The 19,713-nt window shown below is 33.7% G+C and carries 19 protein-coding genes; 18 read left to right on the top strand and 1 reads right to left on the bottom strand.

What is annotated here, in order from left to right:
• The first annotated feature begins 36 nt into the window (after positions 1–36).
• The 16 genes from AC5ZCW_RS07255 (at position 37) to AC5ZCW_RS07180 (ending at position 15,751) form a co-directional block, all read left to right on the top strand.
• Positions 37–603, top strand: coding sequence for a YceI family protein (locus AC5ZCW_RS07255; RefSeq protein WP_281633535.1), 567 nt, complete (start codon positions 37–39; stop codon positions 601–603).
• Positions 604–810: 207 nt separating this feature from the next.
• Positions 811–2,091 (top strand): beta-helix domain-containing protein, encoded by a 1,281-nt coding sequence (locus AC5ZCW_RS07250; protein ID WP_496118793.1) that lies wholly within the window; start codon positions 811–813, stop codon positions 2,089–2,091.
• Positions 2,092–2,390: 299 nt separating this feature from the next.
• A complete protein-coding gene (locus AC5ZCW_RS07245) occupies positions 2,391–3,791 on the top strand; it encodes an anthranilate synthase component I family protein (protein ID WP_496118791.1) in 1,401 nt (466 codons plus the stop codon).
• A gap of 81 nt (positions 3,792–3,872) precedes the next feature.
• On the top strand, positions 3,873–4,316 hold the full coding sequence (locus tag AC5ZCW_RS07240) for a hypothetical protein (protein ID WP_343541370.1): 444 nt from the start codon (positions 3,873–3,875) through the stop codon (positions 4,314–4,316).
• Positions 4,317–4,407: 91 nt separating this feature from the next.
• Positions 4,408–4,974, top strand: coding sequence for an anthranilate synthase component II (locus AC5ZCW_RS07235; RefSeq protein ID WP_496118789.1), 567 nt, complete (start codon positions 4,408–4,410; stop codon positions 4,972–4,974).
• 85 nt (positions 4,975–5,059) lie between these two features.
• Positions 5,060–6,052, top strand: coding sequence for an anthranilate phosphoribosyltransferase (gene trpD, locus AC5ZCW_RS07230; RefSeq protein WP_496118787.1), 993 nt, complete (start codon positions 5,060–5,062; stop codon positions 6,050–6,052).
• An 86-nt stretch (positions 6,053–6,138) separates the two neighbouring features.
• A complete protein-coding gene (gene trpC / locus AC5ZCW_RS07225) occupies positions 6,139–6,918 on the top strand; it encodes an indole-3-glycerol phosphate synthase TrpC (RefSeq protein ID WP_496118786.1) in 780 nt (259 codons plus the stop codon).
• 84 nt (positions 6,919–7,002) lie between these two features.
• The gene (locus AC5ZCW_RS07220; RefSeq protein WP_343541364.1) at positions 7,003–7,635 is read left to right on the top strand and encodes a phosphoribosylanthranilate isomerase; all 633 of its coding nucleotides are present in this window, start codon (positions 7,003–7,005) and stop codon (positions 7,633–7,635) included.
• A gap of 12 nt (positions 7,636–7,647) precedes the next feature.
• Positions 7,648–8,829, top strand: coding sequence for a tryptophan synthase subunit beta (trpB, locus tag AC5ZCW_RS07215; protein ID WP_281633543.1), 1,182 nt, complete (start codon positions 7,648–7,650; stop codon positions 8,827–8,829).
• 56 nt (positions 8,830–8,885) lie between these two features.
• Entirely contained in the window at positions 8,886–9,206 is a 321-nt protein-coding gene (locus AC5ZCW_RS07210) for a gamma-glutamylcyclotransferase family protein (protein WP_496118784.1), read from the top strand.
• A gap of 9 nt (positions 9,207–9,215) precedes the next feature.
• Complete coding sequence (locus tag AC5ZCW_RS07205) at positions 9,216–9,953, top strand: carbon-nitrogen hydrolase family protein (protein ID WP_496118782.1); 738 nt, start codon at positions 9,216–9,218, stop codon at positions 9,951–9,953.
• Positions 9,954–10,054: 101 nt separating this feature from the next.
• On the top strand, positions 10,055–10,816 hold the full coding sequence (trpA, locus tag AC5ZCW_RS07200) for a tryptophan synthase subunit alpha (RefSeq protein WP_111426575.1): 762 nt from the start codon (positions 10,055–10,057) through the stop codon (positions 10,814–10,816).
• A gap of 312 nt (positions 10,817–11,128) precedes the next feature.
• Positions 11,129–11,758 (top strand): TetR/AcrR family transcriptional regulator, encoded by a 630-nt coding sequence (locus AC5ZCW_RS07195; RefSeq protein WP_281633546.1) that lies wholly within the window; start codon positions 11,129–11,131, stop codon positions 11,756–11,758.
• Positions 11,748–13,067: a TolC family protein gene (locus tag AC5ZCW_RS07190; protein ID WP_343541358.1), complete on the top strand. Its 1,320-nt coding sequence runs from the start codon at positions 11,748–11,750 to the stop codon at positions 13,065–13,067. Before AC5ZCW_RS07195 ends, AC5ZCW_RS07190 begins: the two co-directional genes overlap by 11 nt.
• Positions 13,068–13,079: 12 nt before the next feature.
• A complete protein-coding gene (locus AC5ZCW_RS07185; protein ID WP_496118779.1) occupies positions 13,080–14,159 on the top strand; it encodes an HlyD family secretion protein in 1,080 nt (359 codons plus the stop codon).
• Between the two features lie 5 nt (positions 14,160–14,164).
• The gene (locus AC5ZCW_RS07180) at positions 14,165–15,751 is read left to right on the top strand and encodes an MDR family MFS transporter (RefSeq protein WP_496118777.1); all 1,587 of its coding nucleotides are present in this window, start codon (positions 14,165–14,167) and stop codon (positions 15,749–15,751) included.
• A 221-nt stretch (positions 15,752–15,972) separates the two neighbouring features.
• Here the strand turns inward: AC5ZCW_RS07180 and yaaA are convergent, their stop codons facing one another.
• Positions 15,973–16,731: a peroxide stress protein YaaA gene (yaaA, locus tag AC5ZCW_RS07175; RefSeq protein ID WP_343541355.1), complete on the bottom strand. Its 759-nt coding sequence runs from the start codon at positions 16,729–16,731 to the stop codon at positions 15,973–15,975.
• Positions 16,732–17,193: 462 nt separating this feature from the next.
• Between yaaA and AC5ZCW_RS07170 the strand changes: the two genes are divergently transcribed.
• Positions 17,194–18,627 carry a CCA tRNA nucleotidyltransferase gene (locus AC5ZCW_RS07170; RefSeq protein WP_496118775.1) on the top strand — a complete coding sequence of 478 codons (1,434 nt, stop codon included), beginning with the start codon at positions 17,194–17,196 and terminating at the stop codon, positions 18,625–18,627.
• Between the two features lie 15 nt (positions 18,628–18,642).
• Entirely contained in the window at positions 18,643–19,668 is a 1,026-nt protein-coding gene (locus AC5ZCW_RS07165) for a COX15/CtaA family protein (protein ID WP_202006234.1), read from the top strand.
• Positions 19,669–19,713 lie beyond the last annotated feature (45 nt).

Below are 19,713 nucleotides of genomic sequence, written 5' to 3'. Positions count from 1 at the left end.
TATTTATTAATCAAATTCAAATTTAATTTTAAAAACATGAAAAATTTAAAAACTATTGCAATAGCATTATTCGTAGCAGCTGCTGGAATTTCAGTAAACGCTCAAACTAAAAAAATCGACGTAAAAGCATCTACTATTAAATGGGTAGGTAAAAAAGTAACTGGAGAGCACTCTGGAACTGTAAACTTCAAAGATGGTGCTGTTATTTTCAAAGGAAAAAAATTAGCTGGTGGTAACTTTACAGTTGACATGACTTCATTAACTTCTACAGATTTAACTGGAGAATACCAAGGAAAATTAAACGGTCACTTAAAAGCTGACGATTTCTTTGGAACTGACAAATTCCCAACTTCAAAATTAGTTTTCAAAACTATCGGTGCAAAATCTGCTGACGTTTATACTGTAACTGCAGATTTAACTATCAAAGGAATTACTAAACCAGTAACTTTTGATATCACTGTAAAAGGAAACACTGCTACAACAGCTTTCAAAGTTGACAGAACTAAATACGATATTAAATACAACTCTGGTAACTTCTTCGAAAACTTAGGAGATAAAACCATCAATGATGATTTCGAATTGACAGTAGCTTTAAAATTCTAATAATTAAGCCTTACTAATTCAGAAATACAGTAAACCCCGACAGTTTTAAACTGTCGGGGTTTATTTTTTAAAAAACTTTTCAAAACCTTAACCTTCTTAATAATATAATAACTCTTTCGTAATAAGTATCAGGACTTTGATTAACATACGGCTTCTATTTTTGGGGCAATTAAAAAAAATCAAAAACTAGAAATCAAAGTCATAGTTATGAAAACAAAACTACATATTGCATACATACTCTTCATTATCAGCTTTTTCGCACAAGCTCAGCAACAGCCAAAAGGAATAACTGGTACTACAAACTGGATGACTAACTGGACGAGCTTTAGACCGGCTGCGAATGACTATGGCGAAGCAACCAATATAATTGCTGGAACAATTGATAAAGACACGCGATTAGTAAAGCGTAATATTTATCATTTAGTTGGTGTTGTGTATGTTACAAACAATGCAACTTTAACTATTGAGCCTGGAACGGTTATTCGTGGCGATGATAAAACCTGCGGAACTTTAGTAATTACAAATGGTGCAAAACTTATGGCCGAAGGACTAGAAACTGACCCAATTGTTTTTACATCTGAAAATGAAATAAATAACAGGAAACCTGGCGACTGGGGCGGAATTATTGTTTTAGGAAAAGCTCCTATAAATTCTTTAGGAGGCATTCATACTTTACCTTTCGATTTAGATCCAACTTTAAATCATTATGGAGGTCAAGATCCAGAAGATAATTCAGGAATTATGAAGTATGTGAGAATCGAATATGCAGGAAGAAAATTAAGTGCATCAAAAGAATTAAACGGTCTTTCTCTTGCTGGCGTTGGAAGAAAAACAACAGTTAGCCATGTACAAATTAGTTATTCAAATGATGATTCTTTTGAATGTTACGGCGGAGATTTGAATCTAAGCAATTTAGTTTCATACCGAACAACAGACGACGATTTTGATTTTACGCAAGGTGCTCAAATTAATATTACGAACAGTATTGCCATTCGTCACCCATTTTCTTCAGATATTTCGGGATCAAGATGTTTTGAGGTAGATTCATACGAGAAAGTTGCTAGTACAGATATGACTAAAAAAATGACCAAAATTAATGCTAGCAACATCACTTTGGTTAATTTAGAAGAAAACAATCAAGGTTTGGTTAGAGAATCTGCTTACATTAGAGAAAATACTTTTTTCAACTTAACTAATAGTGTCGTTTCTGGGTTTGCTCCTTTCATTTTATTGGAAGGAAATATCGGAAATGGTGAAGCCAATCTCTCAAAAATTACTTTTAAAAACGTTGTGGCAAATAATTGCCAAGGTGAAATTGAAAGCGAATCTGGAAGCAATATTCCAGGTATAAAAAGCTACTATGGAAACCCAGCTTACGGAATAGAATATACAAAAATGAAACTTAACGAGTTATTTGCGCTTCCAAACATCAAAGGAAATCCAGATTTCAGATTAAATGTAAACAACACAATAGCAATTGGAAACTAAGGAGTTATAGAAGCGTTTCAAATCAAAATTTAACAAATTTCACAGATTCGAAAAGTTTTTTTTCAAATTTTATGTACTCTAATTAAAATTACATTTATATCTTTGTCACATCAAAATAAAGAAATGAGAACAATTTTAAACAATACTTGGTGGTGGAGCAATTTACGTCAGACGTCGTGAACGAAGCTTCCTATGGTATTGTAAAAAATATAAATATATAAAGGGCTTGTCATCACGACAAGCCCTTTTTTTTTGATCCAATTGAAAACAAATTAACGAACAACATAAAACTATATATTTTGAAACCTTTTATTCTTAATACACATTACAAACAAATTCTGGCAGATACGGTTACGCCAGTAAGCATTTATTTCAAAATCAGAGATAAATTCCCAAATAGTTTATTACTAGAAAGTAGTGATTACCACGGAAATGATAACAGTTTCTCTTATATCTGCTGCAATCCGATTGCTACTATAAAAATCGAAAATGAGACAATCTCAAAAACTTTCCCAGACGGAACTTCTGAGAAAACGTTGATCGATGCATCAACAAATATTCCTCAGGTAATTCAGGAATTTTCAAGTCAGTTTCAATCAGAAAAAAACGATTTTAAATTCATTAATAATGGTTTGTTTGGTTACATTTCTTATGATGCTGTTCGTTACTTCGAAAAAGTTTCAATTGCAAAAAAAGATAATGCAACTTCAATTCCAGATGTTTTTTATGCAGTATATCAAAACATTATTGCGATTAACCACTTCAAAAACGAAGCTTATATTTTCTGCCACAGCGTAGATAATAAAAACAATATTGCTGAAATCGAGCAATTGTTACAATCTAGAAATATTGCTTCTTATAAATTTTCTAAAGAAGGCGAAGGTTTTTCTAACTTAACCGATGAAGAATTTAAAACAAATGTAGCTCTAGCTAAAAAACATTGCTACCGCGGAGATGTTTTTCAATTGGTTCTTTCTCGCCGATTTACTCAAGGTTTCAAAGGCGACGAATTCAATGTTTACAGAGCTTTAAGAAGCATTAACCCTTCTCCATATTTATTCTTTTTTGATTATGGCGATTTCAAAATATTCGGTTCTTCGCCAGAAGCTCAAATTATCGTAAAAAACAGAAAAGCTGAAATTCACCCAATTGCCGGAACTTTCAAAAGAACAGGAAATGATGAACGTGACGCACTTTTAGCTAAAGAACTTTCTGAAGATAAAAAAGAAAACAGCGAACACGTTATGCTGGTTGATTTAGCTAGAAACGATTTAAGCAGAAACGGACATGATGTAAATGTAGAAAAATACAGAGAAGTTCAGTTTTTCTCTCACGTAATTCACTTAGTTTCTAAAGTTACAGGACATTTACACGACAAAGCAACTACAATGCAAGTTGTAGCAGATACTTTTCCAGCAGGAACTTTAAGCGGCGCACCAAAACACAGAGCGATGCAATTGATTGAAGAATGCGAAAAAACAAATCGTAACTTCTACGGAGGTGCAATCGGAGTTATGGATTTTGAAGGAAACTTTAACCACGCCATTATGATTCGAACTTTCCTTTCTAAAAACCATCAATTACACTGTCAAGCTGGAGCCGGAATCGTAGCAAGCTCTGACGAAGAAAGTGAAATGCAGGAAGTTTACAATAAATTAAGAGCTTTAAACACAGCGCTAGAAATGGCAGAGCAGATTTAGTTTCAAGTTATTGGAACGTGAAACCTGAAACCTGAAACGTGAAACCTTAAACAATTAAACAAACTATAAAACCACAAAAACATGAAAAAAGCAGTATCAATTTTAGTTTTAATCATTACCCTTAGTTCTTGCAATTCAGAAAAAAAACAAAATCCGATTGAAGGAACCTGGCGTCTTATATCAGCTGAAACGACTGAGAAAGATTCAACATTCTCGACTTTCAATTCAAAAACAAAAATGATTAAAATTATTAACGATACACATTTTGCCTTTTTTAATCATGATTTAAAACACGGAAAAGATACTACAGCAGCATTATTCTTTGGCGGAGGCGGAAAATATACTTTAAAAGACAGTATTTATACAGAACATTTAGAGTTTTTCAACAATCGCGATTGGGAAGACAACAAATTTGAATTTGTGGTGAAAGTTCAAAACGACACCTTAATTCAAAAGGGTATAGAAAAAGTAGAAAAATTAGGCGTAGATCGTGTTATAGTAGAAAAATACGTTCGAGAAAAATAAATAAAATTTAGTTTCAAGTTTTCTTTGTTTCAAGTTTCAAGTTAGGAAACTTAGAACCTCAGAACCTTAGCAACTTAGAACCTTAAAAAAAATGAAAAAGATTTTAGTTATAGACAATTACGATAGTTTCACTTACAATTTAGTGCACTATTTAGAAGATTTAGATTGCGAAGTTACTGTTTACAGAAACGACGAATTTGATATTGACGAAATTGCTGGTTTCGAGAAAATATTACTTTCTCCAGGACCTGGAATTCCAGATGAAGCTGGTTTATTAAAAGCAGTAATCGAAAAATACAGTCCAACAAAAAGTATTCTTGGCGTTTGTTTGGGACAACAGGCAATCGGAGAAGTTTTTGGCGGAACGCTTTCCAACCTTGATAAAGTCTATCACGGCGTTGCAACAAATGTAAAAACTTTAGTAGACGACGAAATTTTATTTGAAGGTTTAGGCAACGAATTTGAAGTTGGAAGATACCATTCTTGGGTTGTTGACAGCAATTTACCCGAAGATTTAGAAGCAACTTCGGTAGACGAAAACGGACAAATTATGTCTTTACGCCACAAAAATTATGATGTAAGAGGCGTTCAATTTCACCCAGAAAGCGTTTTAACACCAAACGGAAAAAGGATTTTAGAGAATTGGATTAAGAGTTAGTTTACAGTATTCAGTCTCAGTTTACAGTCTCAGTAAAAAACTTAGAATCTTAGCATCTCAGAACCTTAGCAACTTAAAAGAAAAAATGAAAACTATATTAAATAAATTAATCAACCACGAAGTTCTTACTAAAGAAGAAGCAAAAAGCGTATTGATTAATATTTCAAGCGGTCAATACAATCCAAGTCAGATTTCGGCATTTTTGACTGTTTTTATGATGCGCAGCATTACAATTGACGAACTTTCGGGATTTCGCGAAGCCTTATTAGACTTATGCATTCGTGTCGATTTATCAGCCTATAACACCATCGATTTATGCGGAACGGGTGGTGATGGAAAAGACACTTTCAATATTTCGACTTTAGCTTCTTTTGTATCTGCTGGAGCAGGAATAAAAGTGGCGAAACATGGAAACTACGGAGTTTCATCTATTTCTGGATCAAGCAACGTCATGGAAAAAATGGGAATTAAATTCAGTAACGATCCTTCATTTTTAGAAAAATGTATAGATCAGGCTGGAATCTGTGTTTTGCACGCTCCCCTATTTCACCCAGCAATGAAAAATGTTGGTCCAATTAGAAAAGAATTGGCAGTAAAAACATTCTTTAATATGTTAGGCCCTATGGTAAATCCATCATTCCCTCAAAATCAATTGGTTGGAGTTTTCAACTTAGAATTGGCCAGAATGTATGCTTATCTATATCAAAATACCGATGTGAATTTTACCATCTTACATTCGCTTGACGGATATGATGAAATTTCATTGACAGGTCCGACAAAAACAATTTCTAACCACATGGAAGGAATGTTAAATCCAGAAGATTTTGGCGTTCACCTTTTATCTCAAACAGAAATCGAAGGTGGAAAAACCATCGAAGAATCTGCTGCAATTTTCACGAATATCATTTCTGGAAAAGGAAATGAAGCACAGAATAATGTAGTTTCCGCGAATGCAGCAATGGCAATTTCAACCGTTACCAAATGTTCTCCAAAAGAAGGATTTGAATTAGCAAAAGAAAGTCTATTGTCTGGAAAAGGACATCAAGCATTAAAAAAATTACAAGAGTTAAGTAAATAAAATTTTGTTTCAGGTTTCAGGTTTCAAGTTATTTTGAACGTTCTACATCTTGAAACATGAAACTTGAAACATGAAACAACACAACAATGAACATTTTAGATAAAATAATAATAGATAAAAAACGAGAAGTTGTTCTAAAGAAATCAATCATTCCGGTTTCTCAATTGGAAGCCTCGGTATTTTTTGGAAAACAAACCATTTCTCTTAGCCAGAAATTAAAAGAAAGCAATTCTGGAATTATTGCTGAACACAAACGCCGTTCGCCTTCAAAATCAATTATCAACAATAATTTTACTGTTGAAGAAGTAGTAAAAGGTTATGAAAGTGCAGGCGCTTGCGGAATCTCAGTTTTAACTGATGGAAAATATTTTGGTGGCTCTCTAGACGATTTACTTTTAGCAAGAGCTTCAGTAAATATTCCGCTTTTGCGAAAAGAATTTATTGTAGACGAATATCAAATCCTTGAAGCAAAAGCACATGGCGCGGATTTGATTTTATTAATCGCAGCCGTTTTAACGCGTGAAGAAATCAAATCATTATCTGAATTTGCAAAAAGCTTAGGTTTAGAAGTTCTTTTAGAAGTCCATAATCAAGAAGAATTAGAAAAATCAATTATGCCAAGTTTAGATATGATTGGCGTAAATAACAGAAATCTAAAAACGTTTGAAGTAAGTTTAGATTTCAGCAAAGAATTAGCTTCTCAAATTCCGAATGATTTTGTAAAAGTATCAGAAAGCGGTATTTCATCAGTAGAAGCCATTCAAGAACTAAAACCATACGGCTACAAAGGTTTCCTAATTGGAGAAAACTTCATGAAAACCGATAACGCAGGTCTGGCCGCAACAGAATTCATTAATCAGCTATAGGCTTTAAGCTCTAAGCAATAAGCCTTCTCAACATTACTAATTTAGCCTAAAGCCTAAAGCTTAAAGCTTAAAGCATTTAAAAAAATGAAACTCAAAATATGCGGCATGAAATATCCCGAAAACATACTCGAAGTAGGTGCACTCCTACCCGATTATATGGGATTTATTTTCTGGGAAAAATCCGCACGATATTTTAACGGAACTATTCCTGAACTTATTGAAACAATCAAAAAAGTAGGTGTTTTTGTCAATCAAACTCAGCAAGAAATTCTGGAAAAAGTAACAAAATACAATTTACAAGCCGTTCAATTACACGGAAATGAATCAGTTGAATTTTTAACGGAATTAAAAGAAAAACTGCCAAAGAAAATCGAAATCATAAAAGTATTTTCAGCCGATGAGAATTTTGATTTCGCAACAATTACACCTTTTGAAAATGTCTGTGATTATTTTCTATTTGACACAAAAGGAAAATTACCTGGCGGAAATGGAACAACTTTCGACTGGACCATATTAAAAAAATACAATTCGAAAAAACCTTTCTTCTTGAGTGGCGGAATCGGAATGAATGAATTAAAAGCCATAGAAGAAATTTCAAAAACAAAATTACCTATTTATGCAGTCGATGTAAATAGTAAATTTGAAATCGAACCAGGGCTGAAAAATAAAAATCTATTTAGCAACTTCAAACGCAAATTTGATGTTGCCAACTTTTAAAATTTAAATAAAATGAGTTTTAACGTTAACGAAAAAGGATATTACGGAGAATTTGGAGGAGCTTATATTCCAGAAATGCTGTATCCAAATGTAGAAGAATTACGTCAGAAGTATTTAAGCATAATGGATGAACCTGATTTTAAAGCAGAGTTCAATCAATTGTTGAAAGATTATGTTGGGCGCCCTAGTCCGTTGTATTTTGCAAAACGTTTGTCTGAAAAATATAACACCAAAGTTTATTTAAAAAGAGAAGACTTAAACCATACCGGAGCGCACAAAGTAAACAATACTATCGGGCAAATTTTACTTGCAAAACGTCTAGGCAAAAAAAGAATTATTGCCGAAACTGGAGCTGGCCAACATGGTGTAGCAACAGCAACCGTTTGTGCTTTGATGGGAATTGAGTGTATTGTTTATATGGGAGAAATTGACATTGCACGTCAGGCTCCAAACGTAGCGCGTATGAAAATGTTAGGCGCAGAAGTTCGTCCAGCGCTTTCAGGTTCGAGAACTTTAAAAGATGCAACAAACGAAGCAATTCGCGATTGGATCAATAATCCTGTTGATACACATTATATTATTGGATCAGCAATTGGACCACATCCTTATCCAGACATGGTAACGCGTTTTCAAAGTATCATTTCAGAAGAAATCAAATGGCAATTAAAAGAAAAAGAAGGTCGTGAAAACCCTGATTATGTAGTAGCTTGTATTGGTGGAGGAAGTAATGCTGCAGGAACTTATTACCACTTTTTACACGAACCAGAAGTTGGAATCATTGCAGTTGAAGCAGCCGGAAAAGGTGTTGACAGCGGTCATAGCGCAGCAACAAGCAAACTAGGAAAAGTAGGTGTTATTCACGGCTGTAAAACGCTTTTAATGCAAACTCCTGATGGACAAATTACAGAACCATATTCTATTTCAGCAGGATTAGATTATCCTGGAGTTGGCCCATTACACGCTCATTTGGCACAAACGGGGCGCGGAGAATTTTTCTCTGTAACCGATGACGATGCTATGAATGCTGGTTTACAGCTTACGAAATTAGAAGGAATTATACCAGCTATAGAAAGTGCTCACGCATTTGCGGTTCTAGATCAAAAGAAATTCAAACCTGAAGATGTTGTCGTAATCAGTCTTTCTGGACGCGGCGATAAAGATTTAGATAATTACATTGATTACTTTAAATTGTAATAAAAGTATTAATTTGCACCTCTCTAATCGCAACTATTAACGAGAAAAATATAATTATGGAAAAGTTATTCTCATACGGAACATTAAGATCTAAACAAGTTCAAATGCAGATTTTTAAAAAAGTATTAGTAGGAACTCCAGATCAGCTCTCGGGTTATAAACTAAAAAGTTTACAAATCGAAGAAGAATTTGGAATGGCAGATTATGTGGTAGCAATTGCAAGTGAAAACGCCGAAGAAAATATACATGGCGTAGTTTTTAATGTTTCTAATGCAGATTTAGCAAAAGTTGATTTATTTGAATCTAATTCGTACCGAAGAGTTCAGGTTAAATTGAAATCTGGAACAGTTGCCTGGGTTTATACCGAAAATAAATAATTTACAAAAATGATTTTAGCAGCGGCGCAGACAAAACCAAAACGCGAAAATATTGCTTCAAATTTATTAAATCATTATCAGCTTATTGAATCGGCTGCACAAAACGGAGCTCAATTAATCGTTTTCCCAGAAATGTCTATTACAGGATATGAAAGAGAAAATGCTTTAGAATTGGCTTTTGCCGAAGATGATTATAGAATAGATCATTTGAAAGATTTGGCAACCGATAATAATATTGTCATTATTGCTGGTGCTCCAATTTTAATTAAAAATCAGTTGTTTATTGGGCAATACATTATTGCTCCCAACGATTCGGTTTCTATTTACACAAAGCAGTTTTTGCATGAAGGCGAAGATGAATTTTTCCAATCTTCTTTTGATAATAATCCGATGATTACAATTGAAGATCAAAATATTGCATTTGCAATTTGTGCTGATATTGATAATCCAAAGCATCCTGAAAATGCTGCAAAAAATAACGCAGACATTTATATTGCGAGCATTTTCTTTTCGCCAAACGGAATTTCAAATGCGTACAGAGATTTACAAAATTACGCCGAAAAGCATCAAATGAATGTTTTGATGTCCAATTTCAGTGGAGAATCTTGGGGATCTCCTTCGGCAGGACAAAGTGCTTTTTGGAATAATAAAGGCGAATTAGTTGCCCAAATGAATGACTCTGACTCTGGATTATTGTTGGTTGAAAAACAAAATGATAATTGGATAAGTAAAGTCATAACAGTTTAAGTTCCTGCAAGGTTTTCAAAACCTTGTAGGTATAATTAAATTACATAAAACAAGAAACCTACATGGTTTTAAAAACCTTGTAGGAGAAAAACATACTAAAAATGAACAGAATAACTCAAAAATTACAAGAAGATAAAAAAATCCTTTCGATTTACTTTTCTGCGGGATATCCGAACTTAAACGATACTGTGCAGATTATTCAGGATTTAGAAAAAAACGGAGTTGATTTAATCGAAATCGGACTTCCTTTTAGCGATCCTTTGGCAGATGGTCCAACTATACAGGCGAGTTCTACACAGGCGCTTCATAATGGAATGACAACTCAAATTCTTTTTGATCAGCTGAAAAACATTCGCGAAAGCGTAAAAATTCCGTTGATTATCATGGGATATTTTAATCCAATGCTGCAATACGGAGTTGAAGCTTTTTGCCAGAAATGCGCCGAAATTGGAATTGACGGTTTAATTATTCCTGACCTTCCGGTTGATGTTTATGCTGACGAATACAAAGCGATTTTTGAAAAATATGGTTTGATCAATGTTTTCTTAATTACCCCTCAAACTTCAGACGAACGTATTCGTTTTATTGACAGCGTTTCAAACGGATTTATCTATATGGTAAGTTCTGCAAGTGTTACAGGATCTCAATCTGGTTTTGGAGATGTTCAAGAAAGCTATTTTGAAAGAATTTCTAATCTGAATTTGAAAAATCCTCAAATAGTTGGTTTCGGAATTTCGAATAAAGAAACTTTTAATCAGGCAACTAAATATGCTAAAGGTGCTATTATTGGAAGTGCTTTTATCAAACATTTGAGTGAAAAAGGAAGTGGAAAAATTGAGGAATTTGTTGGAGAAATTCGATAAATAATCGGATTAAAATATAATATCCGTTTAATTTGTCATTTCGACGAAGGAGAAATCTTCGTTGCAAAATCGACAAAGATTGGATTTCACTTTACGGAACTACTTGTGGAGATTTCTCCTTCGTCGAAATGACAAGATTGCGAAAAAAGCCTGAAAAAATAGAGTTTTCAGGCTTTTTTATTTTAACTAATTAATGCACGATTTAACATAAATTATCGAAAACGCTTTATGTTAATATTATGTTAAAATAAAATTAAACAAGCGTTTAAATTAAACAAGTGTTTAATTTTGCATCCGATTAGAAACAATACCATGTCACACATCGAATTGAACGATAAAAAAATTCAGATTCTTAATGTTGCAGAAACGCTATTTTCTGAGAAAGGATTTGAGGGTACATCGATACGGGATATCTCCAAAGAGGCCAAAATTAACATCGCAATGGTCTCTTATTATTTTGGTTCAAAAGAGAGGCTACTGGAAGCTCTTATTTTTCACAAAACCGTTGATTTAAAACTACAACTCGAAAATTTATTACAAGAAGACATTGAACCTCTTGAAAAAGTCAATAAATTAATCGAAATTTACATCAACAGAATTTGCCTTAACAAAGGGATTTACAGGGTTTTACATTTTGAACTTTATAATAAGAAGAGAGAAAAAAGCCTTCAAGCTTTTACTGAACTTAAAAAAGGAAATTTAAAATCGGTTGAAAGTATTATCAAACAAGGCCAAGCTCAGGGGGTATTTAGAAAAGATGTTAATATCCAACTCATTACACCCACGATTATTGGAACCTTTTTTCACTTTCACATGAATCGCTCTTTTTTCGAAGAAATATTTGATTTGAAAACCGACGAAATGTTTAACAATTACATTAAAAACGATCTTACAAAGCACATTCAACAAACTATAAAAGCGCTACTTGTTTATGAAAATTAGTCAATTAATGCTCTTTGGAGTTTTCTTTATCGGAATATCTTCAATGGAAGCACAAGAGAAAACAAGTTTAACCTTGGGCGAGGCCGTACAAATGGCTTGGGAAAAGAGTAACGAAGTTACACTTGCCAATACTAAGGTAAACACAAAAAAATACGAATTAAAAACCGTAAAAAACAATCAATACCCAGATATTAAAGTTTCGGGACAATATCAGCGTCTTACAAAAGCATCGATTGATATGCCTAATCAAGGTGAAAGTGCTTCATTAGCTTCTCCAGATAGAGCAATGCTTGGAATGGCAAACTTAAGTCTTCCTATTTTTGCTGGATTTAAAATTCAAAACAGCATTGATGCATATGAAGGAATGTACGAAGCAGAAACTGCTAATGCTGAAAAAACTAAAGAAGATGTTGCTTTAAAAGCAATCACTTATTACACAGCATTATACAAGGCTCAAAAAACTTTAGATGTTTTAAACGAAAATCAAAAAAGTGCAAAACAGCGTGTTACTGATTTTACAGAGTTGGAGAAAAACGGAATTATCCCGAGAAACGATTTGTTGAAAGCGCAATTATTAGTTTCTAAAACGCAATTATCTATTGACGAAGCTAATAATAACATCAATAATATCAACTTCTATTTGACTACTTTATTAAAATTAGATCCTAATGTAAAAATTCAGGTAAATGAAGAGGATTTCTTTAATCTTAAAACAAGCAATTCTATAACATCTGATGCTGTTGCACTTGAAAGCAGAAAAGATTTAGAAGCAATAAGATTACAAGGCAAAGCTTCTGAAGCTAATGTAAAAATTGCAAAGGCTGGATATTATCCTTCAATTTCACTTTTAGGTGGTTATACTGCATTTGACTTAAAAGACATTGTAACTGTAAAATATGCGATGAACTTTGGAATCGGATTGTCTTATGACTTATCAGGAATTCTAAAAAATAATGTTCACGTAAAAGAAGCAGAAAGCAGAGCTTTGGAAGTAAAAAATACCGAAGCAATTATGACAGACCGCATTAAAGTAGAGGTTCAAAAATCTATTGAAGATTACGACCTAGCAATTAATCAAAGTGTGGTATATGAAGAAGCATTACAGCAAGCAGCCGAAAACTACAGATTAGTAAAAGATAAATTTGACAATGGTTTATCTGACACTAATGATTTAGTAGAAGCAGATGTAGAGCATTTAAATGCCAAAATTCAAACTGCTTTATCTAAAGCAACCATTATTCAAAAATATTACGAATTACTTTCAGTATCAGGACAATTATCACAATCATTCAATCTTTCTAAAATATAATCGATAGCTCTCATGGAAAAGAAAAAAACAAATAAAAAATTCATCATCATACTTGCAGTTCTGATTTTAGGAGGCGGAACTTACGGAATATCTAAATACCTACACGGCCAAGCTCACGAAGAAACAGATGATGCTCAGATTGAGAAAAAAATGAATCCGATTATCCCAAGAGTTTCAGGATATATCAGCAAAGTTTATGTGAAAGATAATGATTATGTAAAAAAAGGAGATACTTTATTTACTATCGATAAGAGAGATTATCAATTAAAAATTGATGAAGCTAACGCTGCATTATTGGGAGCTGAAGGGCAATTTGAAGCTGCAAAAGCAGATATTGGAAGTGCTTATGCAAGCATCTCTGTTTCTGATGCTCAAATGAGATCTGCAAGCGGTTCTATAGAAAGTGCAAAAATTAGATTGAGACAGCTTACAAATGATTATAACCGTTATAACAACTTGTATAAAACACATACGATTACAAAACAGCAATATGAGCAGGCCTTAACTGCAAAAGAAGAAGCTGAAAACCAAGTACGTGTTTTAGAACAACAGCAAAAAGCTACTTCTTACCAAAAATCGGTTATTCAATCAAAATCTAAAGTTTCTGACAAACAGACAGAAGTTGCTGCTGCAAACATCAAAAAAGCAAAAACAATGCTTGATGTGGCTCATTTAAACCTATCTTATACTGTAGTTACAGCTGCGATTGATGGTCAAGTATCTAAAGTTGATATTCAGCCAGGACAATTAGTTCAGCCAGGACAATCTTTGTTCTACATTATCAACAATAATGAAGCTTGGGTTGTAGCGAACTTTAAAGAAACACAATTGAACAAAATGGTTGTGGGACAAAAAGTAAGCTTAAAAGTAGATGCATATCCAAACTATGAGTTTAAAGGAACTGTATCTTCTTTCTCTCCTGCAACAGGTTCTCGTTTTTCATTATTACCTCCTGATAACGCAACAGGAAACTTCGTAAAAACAATTCAGAGATTACCAATAAAAATTACCATAGACGAATCTAACGATCCTGAAAAAGTGAAACTTTTGAGACCAGGTATGAACGTTGACGTAGATGTACATTTGAAATAAAATAAATGGCTACAGCAGTACAAGACGACGATTTAGTAGAATACGGTTTCAGACGTGTTATCATTACGATTACAGCAGTGCTTTGTGCACTGTTGGAAATTGTAGATACTACGATTGTAAACGTAGCGCTGACAGACATGCGCGGAAGTCTTGGTGCTACCTTGACCGATGTGGCATGGGTTATTACAGCATACGCAATTGCGAATGTTATTGTAATTCCGATGACGAGCTGGCTATCACAGCAATTTGGAAGACGTAATTATTTTGTGGCTTCCATTATAATATTTACAGTCTGTTCTTTTTTGTGTGGTAATGCCACCAATATTTGGGAACTTGTAGCTTTCCGTTTCGTACAAGGTATGGGTGGAGGAGCATTACTAGTAACAGCCCAAACGATTATTACAGAAAGTTATCCCGTAGCAAAACGTGGAATGGCGCAGGCTATTTACGGAATGGGTGTAATTGTTGGTCCAACTCTTGGTCCGCCTTTGGGAGGATATTTAGTAGATAACTATTCTTGGCCATATATTTTCTATATCAATATTCCGTTGGGAATTATTGCTACTATTTTGGCTTTAACCTTTGTTAGAAGTCCGAAATATGGAGAAAAATTAAAAGCCAATCAGGTTGACTGGTGGGGAATTATATTGTTGACAGCATTTATCGGTTCTTTACAGTTCGTATTAGAACACGGACAGCAGGACGACTGGTTTAATGACTCTACAATTGTAACCTTGAGTGTTGTAACTGTTCTTGGATTGGTTCTCTTTATTTGGAGAGAGCTTACCTACGAATATCCAATTGTAAACCTAAGTGTTCTAAAAGATGGAAATCTTCGAATTGGAACCATAATGTGTTTTATTCTTGGTTTCGGATTATATGGTTCTACTTTAATTATCCCAATTTACACGCAGTCAATTTTAGGATGGACGGCAACAGATGCAGGATTGTTATTAATTCCGGGATCTATAACCACAGCGATTATGATGCCGTTTGTAGGTAATATGATTCAGAAAGGTGTACCGCAAGGATATATGGTTGGAATAGGATTTTTAATTTTCTTCTTCTTTACCTTCATGATGTATAGCCGTATGACGCCTGATACAGGAGTTGAGCATATGTATTGGCCTTTAATTTTGAGAGGAATTGGTTTAGGATTACTTTTCGTTCCTATTACAACACTTTCGCTTTCCACATTAAAAGGAAAACAAATTGGTGAAGGAGCAGCATTTACTGGAATGATGCGTCAATTAGGCGGATCTTTTGGTATTGCGATTATTACCACTTTCATCACACGTTTTAGTCAATCTCATAGAGTAGATTTAATTAATAACCTAGATCCTGCCAAATTTGATGTTCAGCAGCGTATTGCAGGAATGCAGCACGCCTTCATGGCAAAAGGATATAGTGCAGATGTTGCTTTGAAAAAAGCGTATCAGGCGATAGAATATTCCATAATGAAACAAAGCACTGTAATGGCTTATATGGATATTTTCCTTTATCTAGGAATTATGTTTTTATGTTGCATACCGATTATTCTCTTTATCAAAAAAGGGAAGAACAAAATTAGTGCAGCCGACGCAATGCATTAATAATAATAGATTTATAATACGCAGAAACGCCGAATTCATCATTTAGAATTCGGCGTTTATTTTTTATGTTGAAAAAGTTTCAGATTTCAAGTTTCAAGCTTCCAAACTTTGCTCCCGATAGCTATCGGGATTGCGTTTGTCTTAGTGCTCTTTGCGGTTAAAAAATAAGTAATAAACTTAGAATCTTAGCAACTTAGAACCTTAGTATCTTAAAAAAAAAATCATCTTGTAAAAACTAAATGATTTCCTTTAGAAAGATTCGCATCAAACTGATATCCTTCGTAATTAAAACCTTTTAAATCATCTATAGTTTCAGCATTGGTATCAATAATATAACGCACCATCATTCCCCTAGCCTTTTTGGCAAAGAAACTGATCATTTTTAGTTTTCCGTCTTTATAATCTTTAAAGTCTGGAGTAATAACAGGAACTTTTAGGGCTTTTACATCAACAGCAGAAAAATATTCATTACTTGCTAAATTCACGAATAACTCATCTTTTTTCAATTCTTTATTTAGAGCTTTAGTTACAACTGGCTTCCAGAATTCATGCAGATTTTTATATTCACCAACAGGCATTTTTGTTCCCATTTCCAAACGATATGCCTGCATTAAATCAAGCGGCTTTAAAAGTCCATAAAGTCCAGATAAAATTCTCAATTTATCTTGAAGAACATCTAATTTTTCTAACGGAATAGTATATGCATCTAATCCTGTATATACATCTCCATCAAAAGTATAAACTGCTGGACGAGCATTTTCGGGTGTGAAAGGTGTTTTCCAATCCTGATTACGTTTCCAATTTAAATCGGCTAATTTGTCTGATATTGACATTAGTTCTGATAATTCAGAAGGCTTTTTTGCTTTTACTACTTTATGAACCACTCTTGCTTCTTTTAAGAATGAAGGTTCTGTATATTGAGATGTTGGTAATTCTTTTTCGAAATTCAATGATTTCGCTGGAGATATAACAATTTTCATGTGTGCTTTTTTCTATGATTCAAAAATACAAATTGAATTTCTAAAAATTATCGTTTGCAATTGATTTGTTCTATCGTTGTATTTTTTTCTCGCCACAAATTCACGAATTTTCGCAAATTATTCTTTTGCGCAAATTGTTATATTTTTTTGCCACAGATTAAAATGATTTACACAGATTTTCTTAATCTATTACTATTTTTTTCTGCCACGAATTGCACAAATTTTCACTAATTAAAAATCTTTTTTAATCCTTTTAATCTGTGGCAGAAAAATAAATTCGTGGAAATTCGTGCAATTCGTGGCAACCATTCTCATTTTAATAAAATTCTGCACGACAAAATGTGAAATTGTTCAAAAAAGTAAGCTCTAGATTATAATAGGCATTTTCTATGTTGTAAATTTGCATGCATTTCATTTCTTAGAAATTTGAAATTGCATTTTTACTCAATAATTAGTGAATTCGTGGCGATACAAACAAACTATAAAACTGCTTTACAAAACAAAATCTTCGATGTTATTTCGAAAGCTTCTCAGGAATTAAAAGTCGACTCTTATGTGATCGGCGGATTTGTTCGTGATTTGCTTTTAAACCGAGGTTCTAAAAAAGACATTGATGTTGTTGCAGTTGGAAGCGGCATCGAATTGGCTCTTAAAGTTTCCGATTTACTTCCAAACAAACCAAAAGTTCAGGTTTTTAAAACTTACGGAACCGCAATGCTTCGCTTTGAAGATACCGATATCGAATTTGTTGGCGCTCGAAAAGAATCTTATACTCGAGACAGTCGAAATCCGATTGTTGAAAATGGAACTTTGCAAGACGACCAAAATCGTCGTGATTTTACCATCAATGCATTGGCTTTATCATTGAATTCAACTAATTTCGGAGATCTTCTAGATCCGTTTGACGGATTAACCGATTTAGAAAACAAAACGATCAAAACGCCTTTGGATCCAGACATTACCTATTCTGATGATCCTTTGCGAATGTTGCGTGCCATTCGTTTTGCAAATCAATTGAATTTTGAAATTGAAGAAAATTCATTAAACGCCATCACCAAAAATGCTGATCGCATCAAAATAATTTCTGGGGAGAGAATCGTTGATGAGTTAAACAAAATTCTCATGACCGATAAACCTTCAACAGGATTTTTACTTTTATACAAAACCGGACTTTTAGATATTATTTTACCTGAATTGACCGCTTTGAATCAGGTGGAAGAAATTGAAGGTCATACACATAAAAACAATTTCTATCATACGTTGGAAGTTGTTGACAACATTTGCCCAAATACAGATGATGTTTGGTTAAGATGGTCGGCATTACTTCATGATATTGGAAAAGCACCAACCAAACGTTTCACCAAAAAACAAGGATGGACTTTTCACGGACATGAGTTTCTGGGCGGAAAAATGGCAAAAAAAATCTTCGAACGTTTGCATATGCCTTTAAACCATAAAATGAAATTCGTTCAGAAAATGGTTATTATGAGTTCGCGCCCGATTGTTTTGGCACAAGATATTGTAACCGACAGCGCGGTTCGCCGTTTGGTTTTTGATGCTGGTGAAGATGTAGAAAACTTAATGACTTTGTGCGAAGCGGATATCACAACCAAAAATCCATCAAAATTCAAGAAATATCATAAAAATTTTGAACTCGTACGCAAAAAGATCGTTGAAGTAGAAGAACGCGATCATGTACGTAATTTTCAACCGCCAATTACGGGAGAAGAAATTATGGAAATGTTCGACTTAAAACCTTCACGAGAAATCGGAATTTTAAAAGAAGCTGTCAAAGAAGCCATTTTGGAAGGCGATATTCCGAATGAATATCAGGCCGCTTATGATTTCGTAATTAAAAGAGCTGAAAAATTAGGCTTAAAAAAAGTTGAGAAATAAGTATTATTTAATAAAATGAAAAAAGAGAATAAATCAGTAATCATTTGGTTACTATCAGGCTGTGTTTTATTGTTTTTAATGGTTGTCGTGGGAGGAATTACACGTTTGACCAATTCAGGTTTATCTATGACTGATTGGCATTTGGTAACCGATACATTTCCACCATTAACAGAAGCCAAATGGCAAGCCGCTTTTGACGAATACAAAAAATTTCCTGAGTATCAGAAAATCAATATTCACAACGATTTTCAATTAGCCGATTATAAATTCATTTATTTCTGGGAATGGTTTCACCGATTTATCGGCCGTATTATTGGCTTGGTTTTCTTTGTTCCTTTTGTTTACTTTTTAGCCAAAAAGAAATTAGATACTCCAACCATTAAAAAATGTATCGTTCTTTTGGCAATGGGAGCTTTCCAAGGATTTTTAGGTTGGTTTATGGTAAGAAGCGGATTAATCGACAATCCAGATGTAAGCCATTTTAGACTTTCTCTGCACTTAACTTTTGCCTTTATCACATTTGCGTATACGCTTTGGGTTGCGCTAGATTTGATTTATCCAGAAAGAAATATCAACAAGATTTTACCTCTTAGAAATATTGCTCGTTATGCCTTGGCAGCTCTTCTAATCCAGATTATTTACGGCGGATTTGTGGCAGGATTAAATGCCGGATTAATCCATAATCACTGGCCTTTAATGAGCGACGGAGAATTTATTCATGAATCGGTTTTTATTGAGCAATCTTCTTTAATAAAAAACTTAATTGAAGGAAAAAGCGGTGTTCAGTTTGTACACAGAACTTTTGCTTATGTTGTTGTAGCGATTATTCTTTTTCTTTTCTTCAAGAGCAAAAAATATACACTTACACATACTCAATCAAACGGAATCAAAACTTTAGTTGTTTTTGTTTTCATTCAGTTTTTATTGGGAGTTTTCACTTTATTATACAGTGTACCTTTGGCTTTAGGTTTAATTCACCAAATTATGGCATTTTTCCTTTTGAGTGCTATGACATATACTTTACACCGATTAAGCAAATAAAATTGAAATATATTAAAACATAAAAAAGAAGCTGTCTCACAAGGA

It is taken from the genome of Flavobacterium sp. PLA-DH12 (assembly GCF_059511845.1).
The sequence above is the reverse complement of the archived record's forward strand: the minus strand, read 5'-3'. Positions and strand labels throughout refer to the sequence as shown.